Origin of the sequence: Streptomyces sp. TLI_053, assembly GCF_900105395.1 — a bacterium.
Taxonomy (GTDB): Bacteria; Actinomycetota; Actinomycetes; order Streptomycetales; family Streptomycetaceae; genus Kitasatospora.
On the sequence record NZ_LT629775.1, the window covers coordinates 3,133,691 to 3,159,362 of the forward strand.

Here is a 25,672-nt window from a genome sequence, read left to right on the forward strand (position 1 = left end):
CCCGGCTCAGTCGCTCTCCCGCGCGTGCCGCGAGAGCGCCGACGTGGCCAGCGAGTTGTGGATGCTGAAGGCCACCGTGCCGGGCAGGTAGCGGTCCTGGGACCACTCCACCGGAGTGCCGGTCGGGTCCGTGGTCCGGCGCCGCTCGCGCAGCAGCGGACCGCCGCGCCGGCAGCCCAGCAGCCGGGCGTCGTCCGCGTTGGCGGCGACTATGTCGATCGTGTGGTCGGCGTCGGTGAACAGGATGCCGTGCTCGCGCAGCACCTCGGTGTGCGAGACGACGTCCGGCGGCAGCTCGGCGACGATCTCGCCGACCCGGGGCGGGTAGACGGTCCGCTCGACCATCACCGGCTTGCCGGAGAGGGTGCGCAGCCGGACCGTCACATAGACCTCGTCCCCCGGCTCCAGACGCAGCTGGTCGCGCTCGGCGGCGTCGGCCGGGCGGCGGACCAGCGAGTCCAGGATGCCGCCGGGCTCCTCGCCCATCGAGTAGGCCCAGTGCGTGAAGCTGAGCAGTTCGGAGAAGCTCTGCACCCGGGCCGTGCCGAGCACGACGCGGCGGGTGCCCCGGCGCGAGGTGACCAGTCCGTCCGAGCGCAGCACGGCGAGGGCCTGGCGGACGGTGCCGCGCGAGACGCCGTACTGCTCGGCGAGCGCGCCCTCCGCGGGCAGCCGGCCGGCCTCGCCGAACGCGCCCGTGGTGATCGCCTCGCGCAGGTCGGCGGCGACCTGGCGGTAGAGCGAACCGGACGCGCGCTCGGCCCCGGCGGGGCCGGTCGGGCGGCCCTCGGGGCGCCCCGGCTCCAGTGCCACGTCAGTCAATGTCCCTCCTGGGCGGTGTCCTGCGCAGCCCGTACCGGCGCGGACAGCCCGACCATATCCCGCTGCGCTCCCGAAGCATCGCACTCCGGCGATCATCCGCCGGCGATCTGATTCGACCGTTCCCGCAGCCGACCCCGGTTCTGGGCCATCCGTTCACCTTCCCGTCACCGGGCTCCGGCGTACTTACCCCCGTCAGCGAAGTTGGCTAGTCAACTCGGACGACGCGATCGGCCTCTCACCCGGCCGGCCCGCCGCCCTTCGCGAGACGCAGGCCCGCGGACCCCCCGCGAACGCCCCCTCGCAGTACGCCCCCTTTACAGGAGACTTCCCCGTGACCGTGCACCGCGCCCGCGCCGCCGCCTTCGCGGCCGTACTGACCGCCGCCGCGCTCTCCCTCTCCGCCTGCGGCTCCGCCGGTTCGACCGCCAAGGCCGGCGACGCCGCCAAGGCCGGTACCAAGGACGCCAAGGACGCCACCTCCGCCGCCGACTTCGGCGGTCTGGACGGCCTGGTCGCCGCCGCCAAGAAGGAGGGCAAGCTGCACGTCATCACGCTGCCCCGGGACTGGGCGAACTACGGCAAGATCATCGACGGCTTCAAGGCCAAGTACGGCCTGGAGGTCGAGGAGGAGAACCCGGACGGCTCCAGCCAGGACGAGATCAACGCGATCAACTCCCGCAAGGGCCAGGACCGCGCCCCCGACGTGGTCGACCTGGGCAGCGCCTTCGCCCTGCAGGCGGTCAAGGACGGCATCCTCGCCCCCTACAAGGTCGCCACCTTCGACAAGGTGCCGGACAGCATGAAGGACGCGACCGGCGCCCGCGTCAACGACTACGGCGGCTACATCTCGATCGGCTGCGACGCCAAGAAGATCGCCAACTGCCCGAAGACCTTCGCGGACCTGCTCAAGCCGGAGTACAAGGGCCAGGTCGCCCTCAACGGCAACCCGACCAAGTCCGGCTCGGCCTTCGGCGGCGTCTACGCGGCCGCGCTCGCCAACGGCGGTTCGCTGGACAACATCCAGCCCGGCATCGACTTCTTCGGCAAGCTGAAGCAGTCCGGCAACTTCAACCCGGTCGAGTCGACCCCGGCGACCATCGAGAAGGGCGAGACCCCGATCTCGATCGACTGGTCCTACCTGAACGCCGGTTACAGCGACCAGTTCAAGGACAAGGGTGTCGACTGGAAGGTCTCCATCCCGGTCGACGGCTCCTACGCCCAGTTCTACAACCAGGCCATCAACAAGTGGGCCCCGCACCCGGCCGCCGCGCGCCTGTGGCAGGAGTACCTCTTCAGCGCCGAGGGCCAGAACCTCTTCCTCGGCGGCTACGCCACCCCGGCCACCTTCGAGGCCCTGAAGAAGGACGGCACCCTGGACGCCACCGCGGCCGCCAAGCTGCCGGCCGTCGAGAAGCCGTTCACCAACTTCCCGACCGTGGACCAGATCAACGCGGCCAAGAAGGTCGTCACCGAGAACTGGACCAAGGCCATCGCGGGCTGACCCACCCCGGCCAGGCACCACCCATCGGGCTGAGACACCACTCATCCGGCTGAGACAAGGCACTCATGACCACGGCTCCCACCCCGGTGCCGACCACCCCCGCCGCCACCGATCTCGGTGGCGGCGCGGGGGCGTCGCCCACCGCCGCACGCACCACCCCCGCCCCCACCCGGCGGCGCGGACCGCTCGCCCGCCTCGGCGGCGCGTGGCTCGCCACCCTGCCGCTGCTGCTGTTCTTCGTGATCGGCTTCGGCCTCCCCGCCGTCGCCATCGTGATCGGCGCGTTCACCACCTCCAGCGACGCGGAGGCCGGTGCCGGGCAGTTCACCTTCGACAACGTGACGGCCTCCGTCCAGGGCGCCTACCTCACCTCGATGCTGAGCAGCCTCAAGCTCTCCGCGCTGACCGCCCTGCTCGCCACCCTGATCGGCCTGCCGCTCGCCCAGGCGGTCGTGACCTCCAAGCGCGGCTGGCTGCGCCAGGCGGTGCTCACCGCCTCCGGTGTGCTCGCCAACTTCGGCGGCCTGCCGCTCGCCTTCGCGTTCGTCGCCACCCTCGGCAACGCCGGCGAGATCACCAAGCTGCTGCACCTGACCGACCACGGCTGGTCGCTGTACACCTTCACCGGCCTGACGATCGTCTACCTGTACTTCCTGATCCCGCTGATGGTGCTCACCATCACCCCGGCGCTGGACGGCCTGCGCGTCCAGTGGCGCGAGGCGGCGCAGAACAACCGCGCCACCGGCTACCAGTACTGGCGCCACGTCGCGCTGCCGATCCTGCTGCCCTCGCTGCTGGGCGGCTTCGTCCTGCTCTTCGGCAGCGCCTTCGCCGCCTACGCCACGGCCGCCGCCATGGTCGGCGCGACCGTCCCGCTGGTCAGCCGCTCGATCGCGGACGCGCTCTCCGGCAACGTGCTGGTCGGCCAGGGCAACCTCGCCCTCGCCCTCAGTCTCAACATGATCGTGGTGGCCGTCCTGGTGATGGCCGTGTACCTCCCCCTCCAGCGCCGGAGCGCCCGATGGCTCAGCTGACCTCCCCCGCCCGCACCCACCGCCAGGCCACCCGCCGGCCGAAGGTGCGCTGGTGGCGCGGCGCCGTGCTGCTGCTCGCCGGCGTGTACTTCGTGGTCCCGCTCGCGGCCTCCGCCTGGTTCTCGATCGACGAGCCCAAGGGCATCTCCTTCGAGGCCTACACCGGGCTGCTCTCCGCGCCCGGCTTCCTGGACAGCCTCTGGCTGACCCTCGGCCTCGCCCTCGTCACCGTGCTGGTGCTGCTGCTCCTGCTGGTCCCGGCGCTGATCGCGGTCCGGCTCGGCGCGCCCCGGCTGCGCCCGGTGATCGACGTGCTCTGCACCCTGCCGCTGGTCGTCCCCCCGGTCGCCCTGACCGCCGGCATGATCGGCGTGCTCCGCTGGGGCCCGGACTACCTGATGGACACCCCGTTCTTCCAGACCTTCGTGTTCATCCAGGACCCGGACTTCCCGCTGGTGCTGGTCATCGCCTACGTGCTGATGGCCCTGCCGCTCGCCTACCGCTCCCTGGACGCCGGGCTGCGCGCGGTGGACGTCCGCACCCTGGTCGAGGCCGCCCGCAACTGCGGCGCGAGCTGGCCGCGCGCGGTGTTCACCGTCGTCCTGCCGAACCTGCGCGGCGCGCTGCTCAACGCCTCGTTCCTGACCCTGGCCCTCGTGCTCGGCGAGTTCACCGCCGCCTCGATCCTCGGGTTCCAGCCCTTCCCGGTCTGGATCTACTCGGTCGGCAACAGCCAGGCCCACATGTCGGTCGCGGTCTCCATCCTCAGCCTGCTGCTCACCTGGCTGCTGCTGCTCCTGCTGGCCTCCGTCGGCCGTCAGCGCGGCTCCAAGACCGCCACCTCCTGAAACCCCCCGGAGTCACCCATCATGACCACGGCCACCGCCCCCGTCACCGGCGCCCCCGTCACCCCCGGCAGCGCCACCGTCGAGTTCCGCTCGCTGCGCCGCACCTTCGGCGCCACCACCGCGCTGGACGGCCTCGACCTCACCGTCCACCCCGGTGAGCTGCTCGCCCTGCTCGGCCCGTCCGGCTGCGGAAAGACCACCGCGCTGCGCATCCTGGCCGGCTTCGAGCAGCACGACTCGGGCCAGGTCCTGGTCGACGGCAAGGACATCACCGCGATCCCCGCGCACAAGCGCGACGCCGGCATGGTGTTCCAGTCCTACAGCCTGTTCCCGCACCTGACCGCGGCCGACAACGTCGCCTTCGGCCTGCGGATGCGCGGCGCCGGCAAGGCCGAGCGGACCAAGCGCGCCCAGGAGCTGCTGGAGCTGGTCGGTCTGCCGCAGCACGCCGGCCGCTACCCGCACCAGATGTCCGGCGGCCAGCAGCAGCGCATCGCGCTCGCCCGCGCGCTCGCCCTCCAGCCGCGCGTCCTGCTGCTCGACGAGCCGCTGTCCGCGCTGGACGCCAAGGTGCGGCTGTCGCTGCGCGAGGAGATCCGCCGCCTCCAGCAGGAGCTGGGGATCACCACCCTGTTCGTCACCCACGACCAGGAGGAGGCGCTGTCGATGGCCGACCGGGTCGCCGTCCTGCGCTCCGGCCGGCTCGAGCAGTGCGCCGCCCCCGCCGAGCTGTACGCCCGCCCGGCCACCGCCTTCGTCGCCGAGTTCGTCGGCACCATGAGCCGCATCCCCTGCGAGCGCTCCGGCGAGGGCGTCGAGGTGCTCGGCCGCCGCCACGCCGTGGACGGCGAGCTGCCCGCCGACGGCCCGCTCCAGGTGCTGGTCCGCCCGGAGAACGTCCGGCTGACCCCGGACGAGCACGGGCCGGCCCTGGTCGTCTCGGCGTCCTTCCTGGGCGCGGTCACCCGCCTCACCGTCCGCCTGAACGACGGCACCGAGGTCAAGGCCGACCTGCCCACCGAGACCGCCGCCGCGCTGCCGGCCGGCTCGCGCGCCGCGCTGACCCTGCCGGAGCGCCCGGTCCTGGTCGACCGGCGTACCGTCTGAGCCGCACCCGACCGGCACCCGACCCGACCGGCACCCGACCCGACCCGCGCCTCGCCGCGCCGAACCCGGCCGCCCGCAGGGACCGGGCCTCCCGGCCCGCCCCGTCCACCCTCCGCGTGCACCACCGAAGGTACCGCCATGCCTGAAACTCCCCCACCCGCCGCCGTCCTCTTCGACATGGACGGCACCCTCGTCGACACCGAGCACCTCTGGTGGGAGGCCGCCGCCGAGCTCGCCGACGAGCTGCGCCACCCGCTCACCGAGGCCGACGCGCCCGAGGTGCTCGGCCAGGCGATCGAGCACACCGCCGCCCACCTCCACCGGGTCAGCGGCACCGCCCTCAGCGAGGCCGAACTGGCCGACCGGCTGGGCGACTCCTTCGCCGGGAAGGTCGCCGCCGAGACCGTCCCCCGCCCCGGCGCGCTCGCCCTGCTGGCCGAGCTGCGCGACGCCCGGGTGCCCACCGCGCTGGTCTCCGCCTCCCCCCGCCGGGTGGTCGACATGGTGCTGGGCACCATCGGCCGGGACTGGTTCGCGGTGACCCTGGCCGCCGAGGACACCCCGCGCACCAAGCCCGCCCCGGACCCGTACCTCGCGGCCGCGGCCCGACTCGGTCTGGACCCGGCGGCCTGCGTCGCCGTCGAGGACACCCCGACCGGGGTCGCCTCCGCCTCCGCGGCCGGCTGCGCCGTGCTCGCCGTCCCGTCCACCGGCACCGCGATCCCGGACGGCTCCCGGATCACCCTGCTGGACAGCCTGGAGCACGCGGACCTCGACCTCCTCGGCCGGCTCACCGCCGTGCCCGGGGTTTAATGCTCCGTGCCCTACGTACTCCTCGCCCTGGCGATCATCAGTGAAGTCTGTGCCACCAGCTGCCTCAAGCTGACCGAGGGTTTCAGCCGGCTCTGGCCCAGCGTGGGCGTGGCGATCGGCTACGTGCTGTCCTTCGCCCTGCTCGGCCGCGCCCTCAAGCACATACCGGTCTCGATCGCCTACGCCGTCTGGTCCGGCGCCGGCACCGCCGCCGTGGCCGGCATCGGCGTCGTCGCCTTCGGCGAGTCGCTGGGGCGGACGCAGTGGATCGGCCTCGCCCTGGTCATCGTCGGCGTGGTCGTGCTCAACCTCAAGGGCGGCCACTGAACCGGGCCCCGCACGGGTGACGACGAACGCGCCGGGCGGTGGGACCACCGCCCGGCGCGCCGTTCCCCGCACCGGTCAGACGTGGGCGATCGGCCCCAGGTAGGTACCGCCCGAGACGTCGACGGTCTGGCCGGTCACCCAGCGGCCCTGCGGTCCGGCCAGGAATCCGACCACGTCGGCGACGTCCTCCGGCTCGCCGAGGCGACCGAGCGCGGTGATCGACTCCAGGCCCGCGACGATCTCCGGTATCCCGGTGTAGGCCGCGGTCATGTCGGTCCGCACCGCGCCGGGCGCCACCGTGTTGACGGTGATCCCGCGCAGGCCCAGCTCATTGGCGAGGGACGGGCCCATCGCCTCCAGCGCCGCCTTGGTGACCGTGTAGCCGATCTGCGTGGACACCGCGAAGCGGCTGGCGGTGGAACCCATGTTGATGATCCGGCCGCCGTCGTTCAGCAGCGCCAGCGCGCGCTGGATCACGAAGAACGGCGTGGTCACGTTGACGGCGAGGAGCCGGTTGAACTCCTCCTCGGTGACCTGCCCGATCGAACTGCCCGAGCTGATCCCGGCGTTGTTGACCAGGATGTCCAGGCCCCGCACCCCGCGCTCCGCCAGCCCCGCGGTCACGCCCTCGAACAGCCGCTCCACGGCGCCGGGCTCCCCGAACCGCGCACCGACGGCGAACGCCCGGCCGCCGTTCGCGACGATCCGGGCCACGGTCTCCTCCGCCGCCTCCGCGTTGCCCCCGTAGTGCACCACGACCAGCGCACCGCCGGCGGCCAGCCGGAGCGCCACCGCCCGTCCGATGCCCCGCGAACCACCCGTCACCAATGCTGCTTTGTCGGCCAGTTCGGCCATTTCTGCCCCCGTTCGATCGTCCCGGCCCCTCCGAGGAGCCGGCCGACGATCAAGGTACCGGAGGTGGCCGATCCGGATCCACGGATTCCCGCCCCGGGCCGCCCGGCCGTGACCGGCCCCACCCGACCCGACCGTGACCGGCCGTGACCGGTCTATCCTGCGCGCATGATCATCCCGACCGGGCCGGTACGGCTCGTCATCTTCGACTGCGACGGCGTCCTGGTGGACAGCGAGCGGATCGCGGCCCGGGTGCAGACCGGCCTCGGCGCCGAACTCGGCTGGCCGCTCACCGAGGAGGAGGTGGTGGAGCGCTTCATCGGCCGCTCGATGGCCTCGATCGACGAACAGGTCGCCGAGCGGCTCGGCCGGGAGACCGCCGACCGCTGGTGGGCGGAGTTCGTGCGCCGGCACGCCGAGCAGGTGGACGCCGGTCTGGAGCCGGTCGACGGCCTGCCGGAGGCGCTCGACGCGATCACCCTGCCGACCTGCGTGGCGTCCAGCGGCTCGCACGAGAAGATGGCGCACACCCTGGGCCGCACCGGGCTGTTCGACCGCTTCGCCGGCCGGATCTTCAGCGCCACCGAGGTCGCCCGGGGCAAACCGGCCCCGGACCTCTTCCTGCACGCGGCGCAGCGGATGGGCGTGCCGCCGTCGGCCTGCGCCGTCGTCGAGGACAGCGCCCCGGGCGTCCTGGCCGCGCGCGCGGCCGGCATGCGCGCCTTCGGCTACGCGGGCGGCCTCACCCCCGCCGCCCGGCTGACCGGCCCGGGCACGGTCGTCTTCGAGGACATGCGCGAACTCCCCGCCCTCCTCGCCGCGGGCTGACCGCCGGTCCGGGGCCGGGTCCGGTCTCCGCCCAGCCGGCCGCCTTCCTCCCCGGCCCGCACCGGGACGCCGAATGCCCCGGGCGGGGGCGCGCCTCGCGTCGCGCCCCCGCCCGGGTACTGCTCAGCCGACCGGTCCCAGCAGGGCGGGCAGCTCGGCGACGGACTTCAGCACGTGGGTGGCGCCGTCGGCCCGCAGCCGCTGCTCGTCGTGGGCGCCGGTGAGGACGCCCGCGACCACCGAGGCGCCGGCCCGGACACCGGTCAGCATGTCGTAGCCGGTGTCGCCGGACACCGCGACCTGCCGGACGTCGTCGGTCCCGGTGCGCAGCAGCGCGGCGAGCGCGAGGTCCGGATAGGGGCGGCCCCGGCCGGCCTCGGCCGGGCAGAGGGTGAGGTCGGCGATGTCCTGCCAGCCGAGGGCGGCCAGGATGCGGTCCTGGGTGGCCCGGGAGAAACCGGTGGTGAGGACCACCTTGCGGCCCTGGCCGCGGAGTTCGGCGATGGCCTCGGCCGCGCCGGGCAGCGCCGCGCAGTGACCCTCGTCGACGAGGTCGTGGTAGGCGGCCTCGAAGGCGGCGTTGGCCCGCTGGGCCTTCTCCTCCTCGCCGAACAGGTGGCGGAAGACCGAGATCTTGGACTCGCCCATGGTGGCGCGGACGTGCTCCAGCATGGTGGCGTGCTCGGCACTGCCGGTCTCGACCCCGAGCGAGCCGGCGGCGGCCCCGAAGGCCCGCTCGACCAGGCCGCCGTCGGCCACGGTGGTGCCGGCCATGTCCAGGACGACCAGGCGGATGTCGTTCGACATGTTCAATTCCTTCGACAGACTTACAGGTTGGCGGACTTACAGGTTGGCGAGTTCGGCGGTCTTCTCGGCGATCGCGGGCGAGCAGGTCATGCCCCGGCCGCCAGGGCCGGTGACCAGCCAGACGCCGTCGCGGACACGCTCGCGGTGGACCACCCGGGTGGTGTCGACGCACTGCGCGTAGACGCCGGCCCAGCGGCGGCGGACCCGGGGCAGCGGGCGGCCGAGCAGTTCCTCGGCCACGCCGACCAGGTGGTCGTACGGGTCCTCGACCACGTCGAAGCCGAAGGGGTGGTCGTACTCGTGGGTGTCGCCGATGGTCAGACCGCCGTCCCGGCGCTGGACCATCAGCAGCTGCATCTTGTGCTCGGCCGCGACCGGCGGCTGCGGCTGGACCTCGCGGAGGCGGTCCAGGGCGTCGCCGGCGAAGGCCGGGTAGTAGCGGAAGGAGTCGCCGTCGGCGACCGAGGTGGTCATCGGCTCGTCCAGCGGGTCGGTCTGCATCATCTGCAGCCGCACCTTGCGGACCGGCAGCTCGGGCGCCAGCTCGCGGACCAGGCCGCCCAGCCAGGCGCCGGTGCAGAGGATCACCAGGTCACCGGTGTGGACGTCGCCGTGGTCGTCGCGGACGGCGTTCTCGCCGACGACGTCGCGGACCTCGCGCCCGGGCAGGAAGGTGTACCGGCCGGTGGCGGTCAGGGCGGCGCGCAGCGCGGGCTGGGCGGTGCGCGGCTCGACCGCGGCGTCCCGCTCGCACCACAGGGCACCGAGCAGCTTGCCGCGCAGGGCGGGGTTGGCGGCCCGGGTCTGCTCGGCGTCGAGCAGCCGGTAGCCGCGCGCGGCGGCGTCGGGCAGGGTCAGCGCCTGCTCGGCGACCGCGAGTTCGGCCTCGGTGCGGATCGCGGTGAGCGAGCCGTTGGCGCGGAAGCCGAGGTCGGGGACCTGCCCGCCGATCCGCTCCCACAGCTCGCGGGCCCGCAGCGCGGTGTCCAGTTCCTCACCCCGGGCGCGGCCGCTGACCCAGACCAGGCCGAAGTTGCGCACCGAGGCGCCGCGCGCCTCCGCCTCGCGCTCCAGGTGGACGACCTCGTGGCCGCGCTCGACGGCCTGCCAGGCGTGCATGGTGCCGAGCACGCCTGCTCCTACGACGATGACTCTCATGCGGCCAGGCTGATGCCGCCAGGTGTCCGAGGGGAGTCCGACCGGCGGACCGCAGATGAACCGACCGAAAAGTTGTACAGCCAACATGGCGCCCGCCGGGCCCGGACGGGCGCCGCGGCCGGGGTCAGCGCCGCACGGCCGCCCGCAGGTAGTTCCGCCGGCCGAACTTCGGCTCGTCCACCGCCGTCAGCCCCTCCACCTGGAACCGGTACAGCGCCGCCGCCCCGCCACCGGTCAGGAACTGCCGCCGCACCTCCTCGTCCCGCGCGAAGGCCGGGTACCGCCCCTGGTAGGCGGCCAGCGCCGACTCGGCCTGCCGCCCCCACGCCTCTCCCGCGCTGCCGGTCAGCTGGAGTCCGCGCAGCTGCTCGCCGAAGACCGGCGGCGGCAGGAACACGGTGGCCGCCGCCCTGGCCTCCTCGGCCAGGTGGTGGCTGTGGCGGGTGGCGCGCTCACTGACGAAGTAGAGGACGAGGTCGTCGTCGTAGGCGAAGAAGGCGAGGTTGGCGTGCGGGCCGTGCTCGTGGCCCGCCGTCGCCAGGGTGAGCACCATCGCCTCGGCCAGCAGGCCCTCGACGCCCTTGCCGAGCTCCTCGGCCGGCCAGTCCCCCTGGGTGATGTCGAGTCGGTACGGCATGAGCAGCACTTCCCTCCACTGGCACGCCCGGCGCGCGGCGCCCTGGCACGACTGAGCCGGGCGGGTACCCCCGTCGGGGGCCGCCGCGCCCGGCTCACATGCTCTTCCCCGGCACCCCTGCCGCACAAGGGCCGGGACAGCGTCCGGCCTGCCGGTTCCGGGCCGCCCGGTCCCTCCCCCACTGGCAGGCCCGGCCGGGACCGCTCAGTCCCGCCGCACCCCGACCGGCCGGCCCGGGCCGGCGACCGCCGCCGCGGCCCCCGTGCCCAGCAGCGGCCGCAGCGGACCGGTGCGGGCGTGTGCCACCAGCGGCCCGGCCCGGCCGGCCGCGAGCACCAGCGGCACCGCCACCAGCACGCCGACCACCGCCCCCACCAGGACGTCGTGCGGATAGTGCACCCCCACCCAGACCCGGGAGGCACCCATCAGCACGGCGGCCACGGCGGCCACCGCGCCGATCCGCCGGTCGACGAGCAGCAGCGCGGCGGCGGCCGCGAACGCGATCACGGTGTGGTTGCTCGGGAAGGACCAGTCACCGGGCCCCGGGCAGCTCTCCAGGGTGTCCCGCACCCGCAGCTGCGCGCACGGCCGGACCTCCTCCACCACTCCCTTGAAAGCGGAGTTCACCGCGTAGGCGAGCAGGACGACCGGCGCCGCGGCCAGCACCCGGGCCATCACGGCCGGCCCGCCCCCGCGCGCCCGCCACCAGGCGGCGAGCATCAGCAGCGCGAAGAGCCCGAGGCCGAGCAGCGACCAGAGCGCGACCACCCGGTCCAGCCAGTGCGGCGCGGCGTCCGCCCAGCCGACCACCCGGCTGTACAGGCCGCCGGAGACGCCACTGCCGTCGTACACGGCCAGCTCGTGCAGCGGCATGCCGGGCACCGGAACGCCGGACGCAGGAACGCCGGACACCGGAACGCCGGGCACCGGAAGGCCCGACGCCGCCGCCTCGTGCACCGCCGCCTGCGCCGGGAGCAGTACCGGGGTCGGGAGCGGCGCCGTCACCGGTCGGCACCGGCGTGACGGCGGTACCGCCGGTCACCGAACAGTTCGCAAACAATCGGGAGCATGAGGACAACTACTACCAGAACGAAGATCTGTACCGGATAACGGTCGATACCGGGCGCGCCCGAGCCGGCCGCCGCCCACCCCCCGCCGGCCACTGTGACCAGCATTCGGACACGCGCCCCTGCTACGCACCCGTGCGCCGGGCGCGCACCCCGCAGGCCCCGCGCGCCCGCTTGCGGCCGCCCGCCCCGACCGCCCCGGAACCGGGCACCCGCCCACCGCTCCCGCCCCTCGCCGGACCCCTTCCCACCCCGTCCGGACACTCCCGGTCATTGGCATGTCCACTTCCATACCACCGGGTATTCCGAGTTGGCAGACCCCATCCCCAGGAACGGGTGGCGCCCGTACTCTTTCGTCAGCGCGTCGACCCCGGCGCGCCCTCGGACGGCGGCGAGGAGCGAACCGAGTGCGGCAGCCAGGACGGCAGACCCGACGACCCGAGCGTCGTACTCCGCAGACGGCTGCGGAACTGGCCAAGGTCCACGAACGCGCCCTCGCCGAGGCCGCCGCCCGCGCCGCCACCCGCGACACCGGCCCCGACGACCCGTCCCTGTTCCAGCCCCGCCCCGAGATCGGCGACTCCTGGGAACGCCTGCGCCGGATCGGCCTCGACCCCGACGCCGGCGCCGCCGCCGTCCACCTCGGCCCCGCCGAGATCGAACACCGCCGCCGCACCAGCGGCCTCGACCCGCTGCTCCCCGTCCTCCGCGACACCCTGCTCGAACAGCCCGGCCAGCCACCGCTGATCCTCGCCATCGCCGACGCGGACGGCCACATCCTCTGGCAGGAGGGCGAGCGCGGACTGCGCCGCAGCGCCGACCGGATCGGCTTCCTCACCGGCGCCCGGTGGATCGAGGAGAGCGTCGGCACCAACGGGATCGCCGCCGCCCTGCGCGCCCAGCGCCCGATGCAGGTCCACTCCGCCGAGCACTACCTGCGCAGCCACCACTCGTGGACCTGCGTCGCCGCCCCCGTGCACGACCCCGGCACCGGCCGGCTGATCGGCGCCATCAACCTCAGCGGCCCGGCCCACTCCGTCCGCCCCTACCTGCTCCAGCTCACCGCCACCGCCGCCAAGCTCGCCGAGACCGAACTGCGCGCCCGCCGCCTCGAATCACTGCACCACCTGCGCACCCTCGCCGCCCCGATGCTGGCCCGGGTGAACGGACCCGCCCTGGTCGTCGACGCGGCCGGCTGGACGGCCGCCGCGGCGGGCCTGCCACCACCGGCCCGGCTGCGACTGCCCGCCGAGGGCTGGAGCACCGCCGCCGTGCACTGGCTGCCCAGCCTGGGCGAATGCGTGATCGAGCCGCTCGCCGACGGCTGGCTGGTCCGCCCGGTGCCGCTCCGCAGCGCCGCGCCGGCACCGGCCGCGGACCCCGAGGATCCGGACGACCCCGGCGCTCCCGACGGGCCCGGCGGCCTCGGCGGCCTGCTCGCCGAACAGGCCGAGGGCGCCCGGGTCCGGCTCGACCTGCGCCGGCCGGGCAGTCCGGCGCTGTCGGTGCACGGCGCGGCCGGCAGCTGGTCGCACGCGCTCAGCCCCCGCCACGCCGAACTGCTGCTGCTGCTCGCCACCGAACGGAACGGCCTCAGCGCGGCCCAGCTGGCCGACGCGCTGTTCGGGGACCCGGCCAGGACGGTGACGGTGCGGGCCGAACTCTCCCGGCTCCGCCGCCACCTGGGCGGCCTGCTGGCCCACCGGCCCTACCGCTTCGCCGAATCGGTGCTGGTCGGCGTGGCCGGGCCTGAGGACCCGTACGACCTGCTGCCGTCCTCCTCCGGTCCGGCCGTGCGCAGGCTCCGCGCGGGACTCGCGGGCGGCACCGTCCGGCTCCCCGGGCCCCCGCCCCCACCGGGCCAGCTGCCGGCCCCGCGGACCGGCCGGGTCCCGCTGCCGCCGGCCTGAGCGCATCACCGGTCCGAGCACATCACCGGTCCGGGCGCACCGCCCGCCCCGGGCTCAGCGGCCGCCGGACAGCAGCGCGGTCAGCTCGGCGTCGCTCGGCCCGTGGGCCCGCTCCGCCTCCTCCGAGACCAGCGCGTACGTCCGGTCCAGCCAGGCCCGGACCTTCGGCTTGGAGACCTCCAGCAGCGCGCTGCCGTGCGGGGACTCCAGCGCCAGGTGCAACGTCGAGCCGTGGCACGGACAGTAGGCCGGCCACAGCTTGACGTCGCCCTGACCGCTCAACGAGCGCAGGCCGTCGCGCAGCAGTTCGCGCGAGAACACCCAGTCGGCCTCGTCCGGCCGCCCCAGATGGAACGTCAGCAGCACCTCGTACGGGCGCGCGGCGTCGAACCGGAACCGCGTACGGACCTCTCCGACCACCTCCTCGCCCAGCGAGATCCGCAGGGACAGCACCTCCTCCACCGCCGCCGGAGCGGCGGTGGAGCCTGCCTCTTCGCCGCCCGTGGGGGTAGCGGCGAGAGGGGCACTGGAGGGTGCTGGCAGCGGGTCGGGCGGCATGACGGTCTCTCCGGGACGGCGTGGAATGCCCTCCAGACTGCGCCACCGCGCGACGGACCGGCAAGGGTTGCAAGGGGGTTGCAATAATCCCCGAACGCTCCCGGGGTCCCTTACCGGGCCCGTTGCCGCCCTTGTCAGACGGACCGTCAACTTCCGCTGGCCAAAGGGTTGTCCACGGATTTGATCCATTCGGTCCAGGCTCTGGCCACCGCCCGGGTGCCCGCTGCTACGCTCGTCCCCCTGCCGGCGCACGCCCGCGCGCGCACCCGGCGGACTCCGCACGCTCGGCCCCGGGGGGACACTCGGGCCGGGCCCGGACGCGTCCCGGACGACGCCCCCGACCGGATCCCGGTCGGGCCGGCCGCACCGGGCCGGCCGGCGGCCGTCCGCCCGGTCGGCGGCACCGGCGCCGCCGTCGGTACGTGGGAGAATGCGGCGACCGCAACGGCGACTTCAGGGGAGGGAGGGGTCCGGTGGGTCCGTCCGAGGACACCGGGCAGGACGCGGCGTACCCGCACGACCGTCACCGCACCAGGCACGGCCGGCACGGACGGCCCGGCCCGTTCGGCGGCCGCCTACGACTGCCCACCCTGCGATTCTCCGGCGCCGCGATGGCGATGTCCACCGTCGTGGGGATCAGCATCGCCACCACCCTGCTGCTCAGCGAACAGCAGGGTGTGGGCCGCCGGGCCGGGGTCTCCAGGGTCGGTTCCAGCGCCCCGCCGCCGAGCCCGGCCGTCGGCCCCGACAGCGGCTCGGGCACCGCCTCCGGCACCGCGTCCGGTCCCGCCTCGGGCACCACGGCCGACCGGGAGACCGGCACCGCGGACGCCACCGCGGGCCGTCCCCCGGCCACCCCTGCCGTCCCCCTGCCCGGCCCGACCGGCCCCCGCGCCCCGGGGAGCACCACCGGCCCGCGGTCCACCACCCCGGCCGCGCCCCGCGGCGGATCCCCCAGCGGCGTACCGCTCGCCGAGGGCCCGCCGCCCCGGCACGGCGTGACCGGCGAGCCCGCCGGGGGGCAGGGCGGCACCGGTACCGTCGGCGGCGGCCAGGACACCCTCGCCGCCGGGCAGCCCGCCGAGGAGCAGCCCGCCTCCCGCAACGCCGACCGGCCGACCGCCGACCGGCCCGCCGGGGAGCCGGCGACCGGCACGACGGCCCCGGCCACCCCCGCGCCCTCCCCCTCGCCGACCGCGGCCCGCCCGCTCGCCCCCGTCCCGGGCACCCCGGCACCGACCCCGCCGGACCGGACCGGCGAGATCCTCGCCGACCCCGGAACCGGCGGCACCGACAGCACCGACGGGAAGGGCGCCACCGACGGGAAGGGCGCCACCGGCGGCACCGGCGAAAAGGGTGACCGGGGCGAGACGGGCGGCAAGGGCGGCACCGACAGCACCGACGACCTGGCGCTCAGCGGCGCGGCCCTGGTCCAGCCGCTCGGCCGCGACGGCACCCGCCACCTGCTCGCACTGACCGTCACCGAGCCGCTGACCGCGCTCCAGGCCGAGTTCCGGCTCGCCCCGGGCGCGCTGGCCCCCGGCGCCGGCACCGTCTGGACGGACCTGACCGGCGTCGTGATCACCGCCCACCAGGAACGCGGCTCGGCGGTGTACCGCTTCACCACCCCGCCCGGCACCGACGTCCGCCCCGGCCGGTACACCTTCGCCGTGCTCGGCATCCGCCCGCCCGCACCGCGCCGCGCCGCGCCCCGGACCGCCGAGTGCTGGAAGGCCAGTGCCTTCGGGATCGACCGGCCGCGCGCCGTCGCCGCCCTCGGCGGCTTCGCGGCACCGTCCGGCACCGGCAGCCGTCCCGGCGCCACCACGCCGGCGTCCGCGCCGGTAGCGGCACCCGCACCCGCACCCGCCCGCTGAGCGGCTCCGGCACCGCCGCACCACCCCCGTCCGGCCCGGTCCGCTCCGGTCGGACAACCCGACAGGTCAGCGGCCCGATCGGGCTCATCCGGCCGACCTCGTTCGTTACTGTGGTCGCCAGTCGGCACAGCCGCCCCACCGCCGGGGCCGGCCCCGCACCACGTCATTCCCAGGAGGAGTTCGTGTCCACGGTCCTGACCCAGGGCGGCAATGCCCCGTTGACCGCCGCGCGGGTGACCGTCGAGGTCACCGCACCCAAGGCGCTGGACGTCTCGGGCCTGCTGCTGACCGATGCCGGCAAGGTCCGTTCGGACGACGACTTCGTCTTCTACAACGCCCCCAACGGGCCCGGGGTGACCCACCGCCCGGCCGCCGCGGGCAGCCCGGACGCCATCATCGTCGACACCGCCGCCGTCCCGGCCGGGATCAGCAAGATCGTGGTGACCGCCAGTCCCGACGAGGCCGGCGCCACCTTCGCGGGCATGGAGCCGACCGCGACCGTCCGCGACGCCGCCACCGGCGAGGTCCTGGTCACCTTCACCTCGCCGGCGCTCGGCCGGGAGACCGCACTGATCGTGGTCGAGGTCTACCAGCGCAACGGCGCCTGGAAGGTTCGCGCGGTCGGCCAGGGTTACGCGAACGGTCTGGCCGGCATCGCCACCGACTTCGGTGTCTCGGTCGAGGAGCAGCCGGCTCCGGCGGCCGCCGCCCCGGTCACCCAGGTCGCGCCGCCCCCGCCCGCCCCGGCCGCCGCCGCGCCGACCCCGCCGCCGGCCGCCGGCCCGGTCGACCCCCGGCTCGCCATGGCCTCCGCCCCGCCGATGCCGCAGAGCGCGCCCCCGATGCCCCCGGCCCCGCCCGCCGCCGCGGCGCCGTCCCTCACCAAGGTCACCCTGGACAAGGGCCGGGTCAGCCTCACCAAGGGCGGTTCGGTCTCGCTGGAGAAGAACGGCAAGCCCTTCCTCTCCTCGATCCGGATGGGCCTCGGCTGGGAGCCCGCCGGCCGCGGCCGCAACATCGACCTCGACGCCTCCTGCCTCGCCTTCGACGGCAAGCGCGAGAAGCTGGACACCGCCTGGTTCATGAAGCTGGGCATCTTCAACGGCGCGATCGTCCACTCCGGCGACAACCTGACCGGCGAGGGCGGCGGTGACGACGAGTCGATCACCGTCCGCCTCAACGGGCTGCCGCAGGAGGTGTGCGGCCTGGTCTTCGTGGTGAACTCCTTCTCCGGTCAGAAGTTCACCGAGGTCAAGAACGCGTACTGCCGTCTGGTCGACGCCGGCACCGGCCAGGAGCTGGTCCGCTTCGACCTCACCCACTCCGAGTCCCGCACCGGCGTGGTGATGTGCAAGCTGGTCCGCCAGTACTCGGGCGAGTGGGTGATGACCGCGATCGGCGAGTACGTCGACGCCAAGACCGCCCGGGCGATGGTCAAGCCGGCCGCCTCGATGCTCTGACGGCCGGTCGGGCGGCGGGAGAAAACGACTGGACCTCCCGCCGTCCGCCGCGCATCATGTCCGGATGCTGATCAGGGAAGCCACCACCGAGGACTGGCCGGGCATCTGGCCGTTCTTCCACGCCATCGTCGCGGCCGGCGAGACGTTCACCTACCCGCTCGACCTCGACTTCGAGCAGGGCCGGGAGTGGTGGCTGCTGCCCGAACCGCACCGCACCGTGGTCGCCGTGGACGAGACCACGGGCGCCGTCCTCGGCACCGCCAAGACGAACCGCAACCAGATGGGCAACGGCGGCCACGTCGCCGGCGCGAGCTACATGGTGGACCCGGCGCACGGCGGCCGCGGCGTCGGCCGGGCGCTCGTCCTGGACAGCATCGACTGGGCCCGCCGCTCCGGTTACCGCGCGATCCAGTTCAACGCCGTGGTCGCGACCAACGAGCACGCGGTGAAGCTCTACGAGTCGCTCGGCTTCCGCATCGTCGGCACCGTCCCGGAAGCCTTCCACCACCCCGTGCACGGCTACGTCCCCCTGTACGTCATGCATCTGGCGCTCTGACCGGCGGCACCCGCCCTACTCCTCGATCGCCCCGCCGACCCGCCGCAGGTGCTGCCGGAAGGTGTACCCCGGGTCGGCGGCGCGGCGTTCCAGGTACTCCGCGAACGCGGTCTGCCGCCGCAGCGTGTCGCCGGAGCGGATCCGCTCCGCCTGCGCCCGCTCGGTGCGGGCGATCCCGGCCGCCGCGTCCAGCACCTCGTCCAGCCGCGCGGACGGCACGAACAGCACACCGTCCGCGTCCGCGAACACCACGTCCCCGGTGTCCACCAGGTGCGGACCGAACCGGGCCGCCGTCAGCGCCTCGGGCTCCCGCCCGTCCAGCCGCACCGGGCCGAGCGGCAGCGTGCCGTAGCTGAACACCGGCAGCCCGATCTCCACCAGCTCCGGGGTGTCGCGGTGCAGCCCCCACACCACCACCCCGGCGGCCCCGGCGGCCCGCGCCTCCAGCACGGCGAGGTCCCCGATGCACGCCTCGTCCGTCCGCCCGCCGTTGTCGATCACCACGACGTCCCCGGGCTCCGCCGCGCCGTACGCCTCCAGGAACACGTCCACGCTCCCGTAGTGCCGCACCGGCAGCACGCGCCCGGCCACCCGGCTCCCGGGCACCACCGCCGCCACCCCCGCCGGCGCCACCCGCAACGCCACCCCCACCCGCATGCAGGCGTCCGCCACCAACGGCGTGGACAGCTCCGCGAACCGCTTCAGCACCATGCCAACTCCTCGCTCACACGCCAGAGTTCACCAGCGCGAAGATCCTACGCCGATCCGCCTTCCCACGATCGGGTGAAAGTCCCGCACTCCCGACACGACCCGCCCGTCCCGCCACTACGGTGACGACCCGTGCCATCCACAGAACCGGCCTGCACGTCCGGCCGACAGGCAGACATCTTCGCCCCGCCCTGGATGGAGCCCGACGGTGTGGCCATGGCCGCCGAGGTGACCTCCAGCAAGCCGGACCAGGACCGGATCGCCAAGCGGCACTGCTACGCACGCGCCGGAATCCCGCTCCATCTCCTCATCGACCGGGAGAAGTCGCAGGTCAGCCTCTTCTCGAAGCCCAAGCGCGACGAGTACACCGAGCTGCACCTCGCGGGGTTCGGCGAGCCGCTCGTCCTCCCCGCCCCGTTCGAGTTGGAGCTGGACACCAAGCCCTTCATCTGACCGGCGCCGACGCGACCGGCCCGGGTCCCCCCATCGCGGGAGGGGGACCCGGGCCGGTCGGTCGCCGCGCGGGGTCAGCCGCGGGTGGCCATGGCGCGCAGGAAGAAGGTCAGGTTGGCCGGGCGCTCGGCGAGGCGGCGCATGAAGTAGCCGTACCACTCCTCGCCGTACGGGAGGTACACGCGCATGGTGTTGCCCTCGGCGGCGAGGCGCAGCTGCTCCTCGGGGCGGATGCCGAAGAGCATCTGGTACTCGAAGGAGTCCCGCTTGCGGCCGTTCCACTGGGCCAGCTGGCCGGCGATCTTGATCATGTTGGGGTCGTGCGAGGCGATCATCGGGTAGCCCTCGCCCGCCATCAGGACCTTGAGCGCCCGGACGTACGCGAGGTCGACCTCGTGCTTGCCCTGGAAGGCGACCGACTCGGGCTCCTTGTAGGCGCCCTTGCACAGGCGCACCCGCGAACCGGGGCCGGAGAACTCGCGGCAGTCGGCCTCGGTGCGGCGCAGGTAGGCCTGGAGGACGACCCCGAGCCAGGGGAAGTCCTGGCGCAGCTCGCGGGCGATCGCGAGGGTGGAGTCGGTGGTGGTGTGGTCCTCCATGTCGAGGGTCACCGTGGTGCCGGCGTCGGCGGCGGCCTCGCAGATGCGGCGGGCGTTCTCCAGGGCGATCTTCTCGCCGTCCACCGGGAGGAACTGGCCGACGGCCGAGAGCTTGACCGAGACCTCGGCACCGGCGGCCAGGCCGGTCTCCTTGAGCGCCGCGAGCAGGTGCTCGTACGCCTCGGCGGTGCCGGCGGCCTGGGCGGCGTCGCGGGTGTCCTCGCCGAGGTGGTCCAGGGTGACCTTGCGGCCGGTCGCGACGAGGTCGTCGCAGGCGGTGACGGCGTCGTCGAGGGTCTCGCCGGCGACGAAGCGCTCGACTATCGCGTGGGTCGGCGGGAACTTCTCGACGACGGTGCGGACCTGGGCCGAACGGGAGGCGGCGAGGAGGGCGGAACGGAGCATCGTGACTCCTGGAGCTGGTGTTTCCGAGGGGTGGCAGAAAGGACGGGCGGCGAGCCGAGGGGGGTGGTCGGCTCGCCGCCCGTGGGACGCCGCCCGGTTGCGGGGCCGGGGGCGTCGGGGACCGCGAACGGGTCCCGGTGGGACGGTCAGCCCATGTGCGGGTAGCGGTAGTCCGTCGGCGGGACGAAGGTCTCCTTGACCGAGCGGGTCGAGGTCCACCGCGCGAGGTTCTGCTTGGCGCCGGCCTTGTCGTTGGTGCCCGAGGCGCGGGCGCCGCCGAACGGCTGCTGGCCGACGACCGCGCCGGTCGGCTTGTCGTTGATGTAGAAGTTGCCGGCCGCGTTCCGCAGCTTGAGCATCGCGTGCTGAACGGCCTCGCGGTCCTGCGAGATGATCGCGCCGGTCAGGGCGTAGTCCGAGACCGACTCCATCTGGGTCAGCATCTCGTCGTACTTATCGTCCTCGTAGACGTGCACGGCGAGGACCGGGCCGAAGTACTCGTCGCGGAAGTACTCCGAGGCCGGGTCCTGGCAGACCAGCACGGTCGGTCGGACGAAGTACCCCACGCTGTCGTCGTAGGTGCCGCCGGCCAGGACCTCGACCTGCGGGTCGGCCTGGGCGCGGTCGATCGCGGCCTTGTTCTTGGCGAAGGCGCGGTCGTCGATGACGGCGGACATGAAGTTCGACAGGTCGGTGACGTCGCCCATGGTCAGGCCGTCGACCTCGTCCCGGAACTCGTCCTTCAGCTCGGCCCAGATCGAGGCCGGGACGTAGGCGCGGGAGAGCGCCGAACACTTCTGGCCCTGGAACTCGAAGGCGCCGCGGGTCATCGCGGTCTTCAGCACGGCCCGGTCGGCGGACGGGTGGGCGACCAGGAAGTCCTTGCCGCCGGTCTCGCCGACGATCCGCGGGTAGGTGCGGTAGCCGGAGATGTTGTTGCCGACCTCGCGCCACAGGTGCTGGAAGGTGGCGGTGGAGCCGGTGAAGTGGATGCCGGCCAGCGCCGGGTGCTTCAGCGCGACGGCGGAGACGTCCAGGCCGTCACCGGTCACCATGTTGATGACGCCCTTGGGCAGGCCGGCCGCCTCCAGCAGCTGCATCAGCAGGTGCGCGGAGAACTGCTGGGTCGGCGAGGGCTTCCACAGCACCACGTTGCCCATCAGCGCCGGCGCGGTCGGCAGGTTGCCGGCGATGGCGGTGAAGTTGAACGGGGTGATCGCGTAGACGAAGCCCTCGAGCGGGCGGTGGTCGCTGCGGTTCCACACGCCGTCCGAGGAGATCGGCTGCTCGGCCATGATCTGGCGGGCGAAGTGCACGTTGAAGCGCAGGAAGTCGACCAGCTCGCAGGGGGTGTCGATCTCGGCCTGCTGCGCGGTCTTGGACTGGCCGAGCATGGTGGCGGCGGCCAGGGTCTCGCGCCAGGGGCCGGCCAGCAGGTCGGCGGCGCGCAGGAAGATCGCGGCGCGGGAGTCGAAGGAGAGCGCCTGCCAGGCCGGGGCCGCGGCCAGGGCAGTGTCGATGGCCTCCTGCGCGTCGGCCTGGGTGGCGTTGCGCAGGGTGCCGAGCCTCGCCGCGTGGTTGTGCGGCTGGACGACGTGGAACTCGGTGCCGCCGCCCATCCGGCGCTCACCGTTGATCGTCATGGTCAGCTGGACCGGCTCCTGGCCGCCCAGCTCCTTCAGCTTCGCCTCCAGGCGGGCCCGTTCCGGGCTGCCCGGCGCGTAGCTGTGGACCGGCTCGTTCACCGGCGCGGGGACCTGGGTCACAGCATCCATGAGCGCACGCTCTCCTTCGTTCCTTGCGGGGGAAGCCGGCGCGGATCGCACGACGGCCACATGACGAACGCTATTCCTGCATCAGGGGTCGCTTGATTGGCCGGACGGCTAAAATCATCCGGACGGCGTTGTCCGACCGGATGAAGGATTCGGACGAAAGCCACCCTTCGGCCACCCGCCGGCCACCCCCACCACCCCCGGCCACGGCTGCGGCCACCCCCCGCCGCCCGTCGGACACCCCGGTCGGACACCTTTGAGGAGGCCCGATGACCGCCCCCGGCCTCCCGCTCCGGCAGCTGCTGATGTCCCTCGGCGAGCCGCTGGTCGAGCTTCAGACCGCCCCGCACGGCCTCGACGTCCCGGTCCGCGACGTCGCCATCCTCGACCCCGAGGACCCGCCCACCGCCGCCCCGGGCGAACTCGTGCTCGCCATCGGCGCCCGCGGCCGGGCCGCGCTCCCGGCGCTGCGCGCGGCCGGCCGGGCCGGAGCCGCCGCGGTCGCCGTCAAGCTGGACGCCCCCGGCCAGGCCGACGCGCTGCGCGAGGCGGCCACCGAGGCCGGTGTGGCGCTGCTCTCGGTGCGCCGGGAGACCCGCTGGGAGCACCTCGACTCGCTGGCCCGGGCGATCATCGCCGGCCCGGACACCCCGGACGCGCCCGGATCGCCCGAGCACAACGCCGGCGACCTGTTCTCGCTGGCCCAGACCGTCGCGGTGCTCACCAACGGCATCGTCTCGATCGAGGACACCTCCAGCCGGGTGCTCGCCTACTCGCGCTCCTCCGACTCCGACGAGGTCGACGACCTGCGCCGGCTCTCCATCCTCGGCTGGCAGGGCCCCGAGCCGTACCTCTCCAAGCTCCGCGAGTGGGGCGTCTTCCAGCACCTGCGCACCTCGGACACCGTGATCGCGGTCGACCCGCACCCGGAACTCGGCCTGCGCCGCCGGCTCGCGATCGGCATCAGGACCGGTGCGCAGCCGCTCGGCACGATCTGGGTGCAGGAGGGCGCCCGGCCGCTCGCGCCGCTGGCCGAACAGGCGCTGGTCGGCGCGGCCCGGGTCGCCGCGGCCCAGCTGGTGCGCCGCCGCCGGGAGCTGTCCGCGGACGTCCGGCTCACCCGGACCCTGCTCACCGGCCTGCTGGAGGGTTCCACCGGCCCGCAGTCGCTGGCCACCCACCTCGGCCTCGACGTCCGGCACCCGGCCACCGTGCTGGCGTACAGCGCGGGCACCACCGAGGAGCTCACCCGGGCCGAGGTGACCGGCCTCATCTCGGTGCACACGGCGGCCCGGCACCGCGCCGCGCTGCTCGCGCCGATCGAGTCCCGGGTGTACGTGCTGCTGCCCGACCTGCCCGCCAATCTGCCGATGGCCACGGTGCGCGGCTGGGCGCACGAGGTGGTCGAGGCGGCCGGGGACCACCTGGGCGTCCGGCTGCGTGCGGCGATCGGTTCGACCGTGGAGGGCCTCGCCCAGGTGCCCGAGTCGCGCGCGCAGGCGGACCGGATCCTGGACGCGATGGGCCGCGGCGGGGTCGACCTGGAGGTCGCGGCGCTGATCGACGTCCAGGCGGAGGTGCTGGTCAGCGAGGTGCTGGCGCTGCTCCAGGAGCGCGGCGGCCTGCGCGACCCGCGGCTCACCGCGCTGACCTCCTACGACCGCAGGCACGGGACCAGGCTCGCCGAGTCGGTGCTGGCCTGGCTGGACGCGTTGGGCGAGGTCCGGGTCGCGGCGGACGCCCTGCACATCCACCCGAACACCCTGCGGTACCGGGTCCGCCGGGCCGAGCAGCTGACCGGGATCGACCTGGCCCAGCCGCAGCAGCGGCTGCTGGCGATGCTCCAGCTGCGACTGCCGGCCGACTCCTGAGCCCCGGGCCGGGCGCGCGAGGGCCGGGCGAACGACGCGTCGGCCGGGCACGCGAAAGGGGCCCGCCGAAGCGGGCCCCGATCACTCACTCGCGGTCAGCGGTCGGCTCACTGGCCGTAGCCCTGGCCGCGCTTGTGCTCGTTCAGGCGGTGCCACGGGCCGGTGATGGCCAGCTGGATGCCCGGGGTCTGGATGTTGGCGAACAGGGTCTTGCCGTCGTCCGAGAAGGTGACGCCGGTGAACTCGCTGAACTCGGGCTTCTCGGCGGTGCCGATGTTCAGCTCGTTGCGGGCGATCGGGAAGGTCAGGCCGTCCTCGGTGGCGCCGAACAGGTGCGAGACACCCTCGCCGTCCTCGGCGATCACGATGCCGCCGTAGGGCGAGACGGTGATGTTGTCCGGGCCGTCGTAGTTGTCGTGGTCGCCCCAGACGTCGGTGTTGACGCCCAGCAGGACCTTCAGGGTGATGGTGCGGCGGACCGGGCTGTAGAACCAGACCTGGCCGTCGTGCTGCAGCGGGCTCTCCGAGCGGGCGAAGCTGGAGACGAAGTAGAAGCCGCCGTCACCCCACCACATGCCCTCCAGCTTGCGGGCGCGGGTGACCTCGCCGTCCTTGAACTGCTTGCGGACGGAGACGGTCTTGGCGTCGCGGTCCTGGACCTTGACCCAGTCCACGCCGTAGGTGGTGCCGACCGCGGTGGCGCGGGACAGGTCGTCGATGAACTTGCCCTGGGCGTCGAAGACCTTGAAGGCCTCCAGCACACCGGCGTCGGCGGCCAGCTTGCGCAGCTGGTAGCGGCCGTGCTTGAAGCCGGCCGGCGGGGTCCAGCGGAAGAGCAGGCCGTTGGGGTTGGAGGCGTCCTCGGTCAGGTACACGTGGGCGCGCTTCGGGTCGACGACGACGGCCTCGTGGGCGTAGCGGCCGAACGCCTTGATCGGCTGCGGGTCGCGGTTGTAGTCGTCGTCGAACGGGTCGACCTCGAAGATGTAGCCGTGGTCCTTGGTGAAGCCGTTCTTGCCGGCCTTGTCCTCGGTCTCCTCGCCGGACAGCCAGGTGCCCCACGGGGAGACGCCGCCGGCGCAGTTGGTGGAGGTGCCGGCGATGCCGACCCACTGCTCGACCGTGCCGTTGGCCTTGGCGTGCACGATGGTGCAGCCGCCGGCCGCGCCCGGGTCGTAGACGTGGCCCTCGGTCAGCGGGACCGGGTTGGGCCAGTTGGCGCGGGCGCCGGACAGCTCGTGGTTGACGACCAGCAGGTTGCCGCCGCGCTCGTCCTCGAACGCCGAGGTGCCGTCGTGGTTGCTCGGGGTGAACTCACCGGTGCGCAGCTTGGTGACGCCGGCGCGGTTCACGACCTTGTACTTGAAGCCCTTGGGCAGGGCGAGCAGGCCGCCCTGGGTGTCGGCGACCAGCGGGCCGTAACCGACCGCGAGGCGCTCGCCCTCGACAGCCTCGGCGACCGGCGCCTCGCCACCGGCCGGAGCGGCGATCGCACCCGGGGCGGTGGCCAGGGCCTCCGCGCTGCCGGCGATCAGAACGCCCGCCCCGACGAGGGTGGAACGGTTGACGAAGTCCCGGCGGGACAGCGACATGGCAGTCACTCCTGAAGGCTGGGGTGCCGACCGGGCGGACCCGGTGCGCGGCTTGCGAGGTGTCGAGAATGGTCGTCGACGCCCAGCAGACTCCGCCCGCCCGGTGAACG

The 25,672-nt window shown here is 74.0% G+C and carries 24 protein-coding genes; 13 read left to right on the forward strand and 11 right to left on the reverse strand.

The genetic code is table 11. The annotated features are described in order from the left end of the window. Positions 1-6 precede the first annotated feature (6 nt). Positions 7-813, reverse strand: a complete 807-nt coding sequence (locus BLU95_RS12275) for a GntR family transcriptional regulator (protein ID WP_231978744.1) — start codon at positions 811-813, stop codon at positions 7-9. Between the two features lie 340 nt (positions 814-1,153). Here BLU95_RS12275 and BLU95_RS12280 point away from each other — a divergent pair, with 340 nt between their 5' ends. The 6 genes from BLU95_RS12280 to BLU95_RS12305 all read left to right on the forward strand — a co-directional run bounded on the left by BLU95_RS12280 (position 1,154) and on the right by BLU95_RS12305 (position 6,452). Continuing rightward, on the forward strand, positions 1,154-2,323 hold the full coding sequence (locus BLU95_RS12280; protein ID WP_093860054.1) for an ABC transporter substrate-binding protein: 1,170 nt from the start codon (positions 1,154-1,156) through the stop codon (positions 2,321-2,323). Positions 2,324-2,388: 65 nt separating this feature from the next. Continuing rightward, complete coding sequence (locus BLU95_RS12285; protein ID WP_093860055.1) at positions 2,389-3,357, forward strand: ABC transporter permease; 969 nt, start codon at positions 2,389-2,391, stop codon at positions 3,355-3,357. Then, complete coding sequence (locus BLU95_RS12290) at positions 3,345-4,205, forward strand: ABC transporter permease (protein WP_093860056.1); 861 nt, start codon at positions 3,345-3,347, stop codon at positions 4,203-4,205. Before BLU95_RS12285 ends, BLU95_RS12290 begins: the two co-directional genes overlap by 13 nt. 21 nt (positions 4,206-4,226) lie before the next feature. Further along, positions 4,227-5,312: an ABC transporter ATP-binding protein gene (locus tag BLU95_RS12295; RefSeq protein WP_093860057.1), complete on the forward strand. Its 1,086-nt coding sequence runs from the start codon at positions 4,227-4,229 to the stop codon at positions 5,310-5,312. Positions 5,313-5,450: 138 nt separating this feature from the next. Beyond that, complete coding sequence (locus BLU95_RS12300; RefSeq protein WP_093860058.1) at positions 5,451-6,125, forward strand: HAD family hydrolase; 675 nt, start codon at positions 5,451-5,453, stop codon at positions 6,123-6,125. A 6-nt stretch (positions 6,126-6,131) separates the two neighbouring features. Continuing rightward, positions 6,132-6,452 carry a DMT family transporter gene (locus BLU95_RS12305; RefSeq protein ID WP_093860059.1) on the forward strand — a complete coding sequence of 107 codons (321 nt, stop codon included), beginning with the start codon at positions 6,132-6,134 and terminating at the stop codon, positions 6,450-6,452. Between the two features lie 75 nt (positions 6,453-6,527). On the opposite strand, the gene BLU95_RS12310 is transcribed toward BLU95_RS12305, so the two are convergent. Beyond that, on the reverse strand, positions 6,528-7,307 hold the full coding sequence (locus BLU95_RS12310; protein WP_093860060.1) for an SDR family oxidoreductase: 780 nt from the start codon (positions 7,305-7,307) through the stop codon (positions 6,528-6,530). Between the two features lie 165 nt (positions 7,308-7,472). Here BLU95_RS12310 and BLU95_RS12315 point away from each other — a divergent pair, with 165 nt between their 5' ends. After that, entirely contained in the window at positions 7,473-8,132 is a 660-nt protein-coding gene (locus tag BLU95_RS12315) for an HAD family hydrolase (protein WP_093860061.1), read from the forward strand. 123 nt (positions 8,133-8,255) lie between these two features. Here BLU95_RS12315 and BLU95_RS12320 read toward each other — a convergent pair whose 3' ends face one another. From BLU95_RS12320 to BLU95_RS12335, 4 genes are all read right to left on the reverse strand, one after another. Next, positions 8,256-8,939 carry a phosphonatase-like hydrolase gene (locus BLU95_RS12320; RefSeq protein WP_093860062.1) on the reverse strand — a complete coding sequence of 228 codons (684 nt, stop codon included), beginning with the start codon at positions 8,937-8,939 and terminating at the stop codon, positions 8,256-8,258. A gap of 36 nt (positions 8,940-8,975) precedes the next feature. After that, the gene (locus BLU95_RS12325; RefSeq protein WP_093860063.1) at positions 8,976-10,097 is read right to left on the reverse strand and encodes a TIGR03364 family FAD-dependent oxidoreductase; all 1,122 of its coding nucleotides are present in this window, start codon (positions 10,095-10,097) and stop codon (positions 8,976-8,978) included. Positions 10,098-10,221: 124 nt separating this feature from the next. Then, complete coding sequence (locus BLU95_RS12330) at positions 10,222-10,734, reverse strand: pyridoxamine 5'-phosphate oxidase family protein (RefSeq protein ID WP_159424868.1); 513 nt, start codon at positions 10,732-10,734, stop codon at positions 10,222-10,224. Between the two features lie 204 nt (positions 10,735-10,938). Then, positions 10,939-11,607, reverse strand: a complete 669-nt coding sequence (locus BLU95_RS12335) for a phosphatase PAP2 family protein (protein ID WP_093864826.1) — start codon at positions 11,605-11,607, stop codon at positions 10,939-10,941. 601 nt (positions 11,608-12,208) lie between these two features. Between BLU95_RS12335 and BLU95_RS12340 the strand changes: the two genes are divergently transcribed. Beyond that, positions 12,209-13,711 (forward strand): GAF domain-containing protein, encoded by a 1,503-nt coding sequence (locus BLU95_RS12340; RefSeq protein ID WP_197698753.1) that lies wholly within the window; start codon positions 12,209-12,211, stop codon positions 13,709-13,711. 54 nt (positions 13,712-13,765) lie between these two features. On the opposite strand, the gene BLU95_RS12345 is transcribed toward BLU95_RS12340, so the two are convergent. Then, complete coding sequence (locus BLU95_RS12345; protein ID WP_159424869.1) at positions 13,766-14,269, reverse strand: SsgA family sporulation/cell division regulator; 504 nt, start codon at positions 14,267-14,269, stop codon at positions 13,766-13,768. Between the two features lie 473 nt (positions 14,270-14,742). Here BLU95_RS12345 and BLU95_RS42245 point away from each other — a divergent pair, with 473 nt between their 5' ends. From BLU95_RS42245 to BLU95_RS12360, 3 genes are all read left to right on the forward strand, one after another. Further along, entirely contained in the window at positions 14,743-16,146 is a 1,404-nt protein-coding gene (locus tag BLU95_RS42245) for a hypothetical protein (protein ID WP_093860067.1), read from the forward strand. 194 nt (positions 16,147-16,340) lie between these two features. Continuing rightward, entirely contained in the window at positions 16,341-17,606 is a 1,266-nt protein-coding gene (locus tag BLU95_RS12355) for a TerD family protein (RefSeq protein ID WP_093864827.1), read from the forward strand. A gap of 64 nt (positions 17,607-17,670) precedes the next feature. Continuing rightward, complete coding sequence (locus tag BLU95_RS12360) at positions 17,671-18,162, forward strand: GNAT family N-acetyltransferase (RefSeq protein ID WP_093860068.1); 492 nt, start codon at positions 17,671-17,673, stop codon at positions 18,160-18,162. A 15-nt stretch (positions 18,163-18,177) separates the two neighbouring features. Here BLU95_RS12360 and BLU95_RS12365 read toward each other — a convergent pair whose 3' ends face one another. Further along, on the reverse strand, positions 18,178-18,873 hold the full coding sequence (locus tag BLU95_RS12365; RefSeq protein ID WP_400746057.1) for an RraA family protein: 696 nt from the start codon (positions 18,871-18,873) through the stop codon (positions 18,178-18,180). Between the two features lie 129 nt (positions 18,874-19,002). On the opposite strand from BLU95_RS12365, the gene BLU95_RS12370 reads away from it, so the two are divergent. Next, positions 19,003-19,323 (forward strand): Uma2 family endonuclease, encoded by a 321-nt coding sequence (locus tag BLU95_RS12370; RefSeq protein WP_231978534.1) that lies wholly within the window; start codon positions 19,003-19,005, stop codon positions 19,321-19,323. 74 nt (positions 19,324-19,397) lie between these two features. On the opposite strand, the gene BLU95_RS12375 is transcribed toward BLU95_RS12370, so the two are convergent. Then, positions 19,398-20,327 (reverse strand): proline dehydrogenase family protein, encoded by a 930-nt coding sequence (locus BLU95_RS12375; protein WP_093860070.1) that lies wholly within the window; start codon positions 20,325-20,327, stop codon positions 19,398-19,400. A 146-nt stretch (positions 20,328-20,473) separates the two neighbouring features. Then, positions 20,474-22,102 carry an L-glutamate gamma-semialdehyde dehydrogenase gene (gene pruA / locus BLU95_RS12380; protein ID WP_093860071.1) on the reverse strand — a complete coding sequence of 543 codons (1,629 nt, stop codon included), beginning with the start codon at positions 22,100-22,102 and terminating at the stop codon, positions 20,474-20,476. A gap of 266 nt (positions 22,103-22,368) precedes the next feature. Between pruA and BLU95_RS12385 the strand changes: the two genes are divergently transcribed. Then, a complete protein-coding gene (locus BLU95_RS12385; RefSeq protein WP_093860072.1) occupies positions 22,369-23,970 on the forward strand; it encodes a PucR family transcriptional regulator in 1,602 nt (533 codons plus the stop codon). Between the two features lie 107 nt (positions 23,971-24,077). On the opposite strand, the gene BLU95_RS12390 is transcribed toward BLU95_RS12385, so the two are convergent. Then, positions 24,078-25,562: an alkaline phosphatase PhoX gene (locus BLU95_RS12390; RefSeq protein WP_093860073.1), complete on the reverse strand. Its 1,485-nt coding sequence runs from the start codon at positions 25,560-25,562 to the stop codon at positions 24,078-24,080. Positions 25,563-25,672: the final 110 nt, after the last annotated feature.

What these genes read in the sequence shown, in the direction of transcription:
- BLU95_RS12285 (WP_093860055.1), top strand. Translation starts at nt 2,389, where the DNA reads ATGACCACGGCTCCCACCCCGGTGCCGACCACCCCCGCCGCCACCGAT.
- BLU95_RS12290 (WP_093860056.1), top strand. Translation starts at nt 3,345, where the DNA reads ATGGCTCAGCTGACCTCCCCCGCCCGCACCCACCGCCAGGCCACCCGC.
- BLU95_RS12295 (WP_093860057.1), top strand. Translation starts at nt 4,227, where the DNA reads ATGACCACGGCCACCGCCCCCGTCACCGGCGCCCCCGTCACCCCCGGC.
- BLU95_RS12300 (WP_093860058.1), top strand. Translation starts at nt 5,451, where the DNA reads ATGCCTGAAACTCCCCCACCCGCCGCCGTCCTCTTCGACATGGACGGC.
- BLU95_RS12310 (WP_093860060.1), bottom strand. Translation starts at nt 7,307, where the DNA reads ATGGCCGAACTGGCCGACAAAGCAGCATTGGTGACGGGTGGTTCGCGG.
- BLU95_RS12315 (WP_093860061.1), top strand. Translation starts at nt 7,473, where the DNA reads ATGATCATCCCGACCGGGCCGGTACGGCTCGTCATCTTCGACTGCGAC.
- BLU95_RS12320 (WP_093860062.1), bottom strand. Translation starts at nt 8,939, where the DNA reads ATGTCGAACGACATCCGCCTGGTCGTCCTGGACATGGCCGGCACCACC.
- BLU95_RS12325 (WP_093860063.1), bottom strand. Translation starts at nt 10,097, where the DNA reads ATGAGAGTCATCGTCGTAGGAGCAGGCGTGCTCGGCACCATGCACGCC.
- BLU95_RS12330 (WP_159424868.1), bottom strand. Translation starts at nt 10,734, where the DNA reads ATGCCGTACCGACTCGACATCACCCAGGGGGACTGGCCGGCCGAGGAG.
- BLU95_RS12335 (WP_093864826.1), bottom strand. Translation starts at nt 11,607, where the DNA reads ATGCCGCTGCACGAGCTGGCCGTGTACGACGGCAGTGGCGTCTCCGGC.
- BLU95_RS12345 (WP_159424869.1), bottom strand. Translation starts at nt 14,269, where the DNA reads ATGCCGCCCGACCCGCTGCCAGCACCCTCCAGTGCCCCTCTCGCCGCT.
- BLU95_RS12360 (WP_093860068.1), top strand. Translation starts at nt 17,671, where the DNA reads ATGCTGATCAGGGAAGCCACCACCGAGGACTGGCCGGGCATCTGGCCG.
- BLU95_RS12365 (WP_400746057.1), bottom strand. Translation starts at nt 18,873, where the DNA reads ATGGTGCTGAAGCGGTTCGCGGAGCTGTCCACGCCGTTGGTGGCGGAC.
- BLU95_RS12375 (WP_093860070.1), bottom strand. Translation starts at nt 20,327, where the DNA reads ATGCTCCGTTCCGCCCTCCTCGCCGCCTCCCGTTCGGCCCAGGTCCGC.
- pruA (WP_093860071.1), bottom strand. Translation starts at nt 22,102, where the DNA reads ATGGATGCTGTGACCCAGGTCCCCGCGCCGGTGAACGAGCCGGTCCAC.
- BLU95_RS12385 (WP_093860072.1), top strand. Translation starts at nt 22,369, where the DNA reads ATGACCGCCCCCGGCCTCCCGCTCCGGCAGCTGCTGATGTCCCTCGGC.
- BLU95_RS12390 (WP_093860073.1), bottom strand. Translation starts at nt 25,562, where the DNA reads ATGTCGCTGTCCCGCCGGGACTTCGTCAACCGTTCCACCCTCGTCGGG.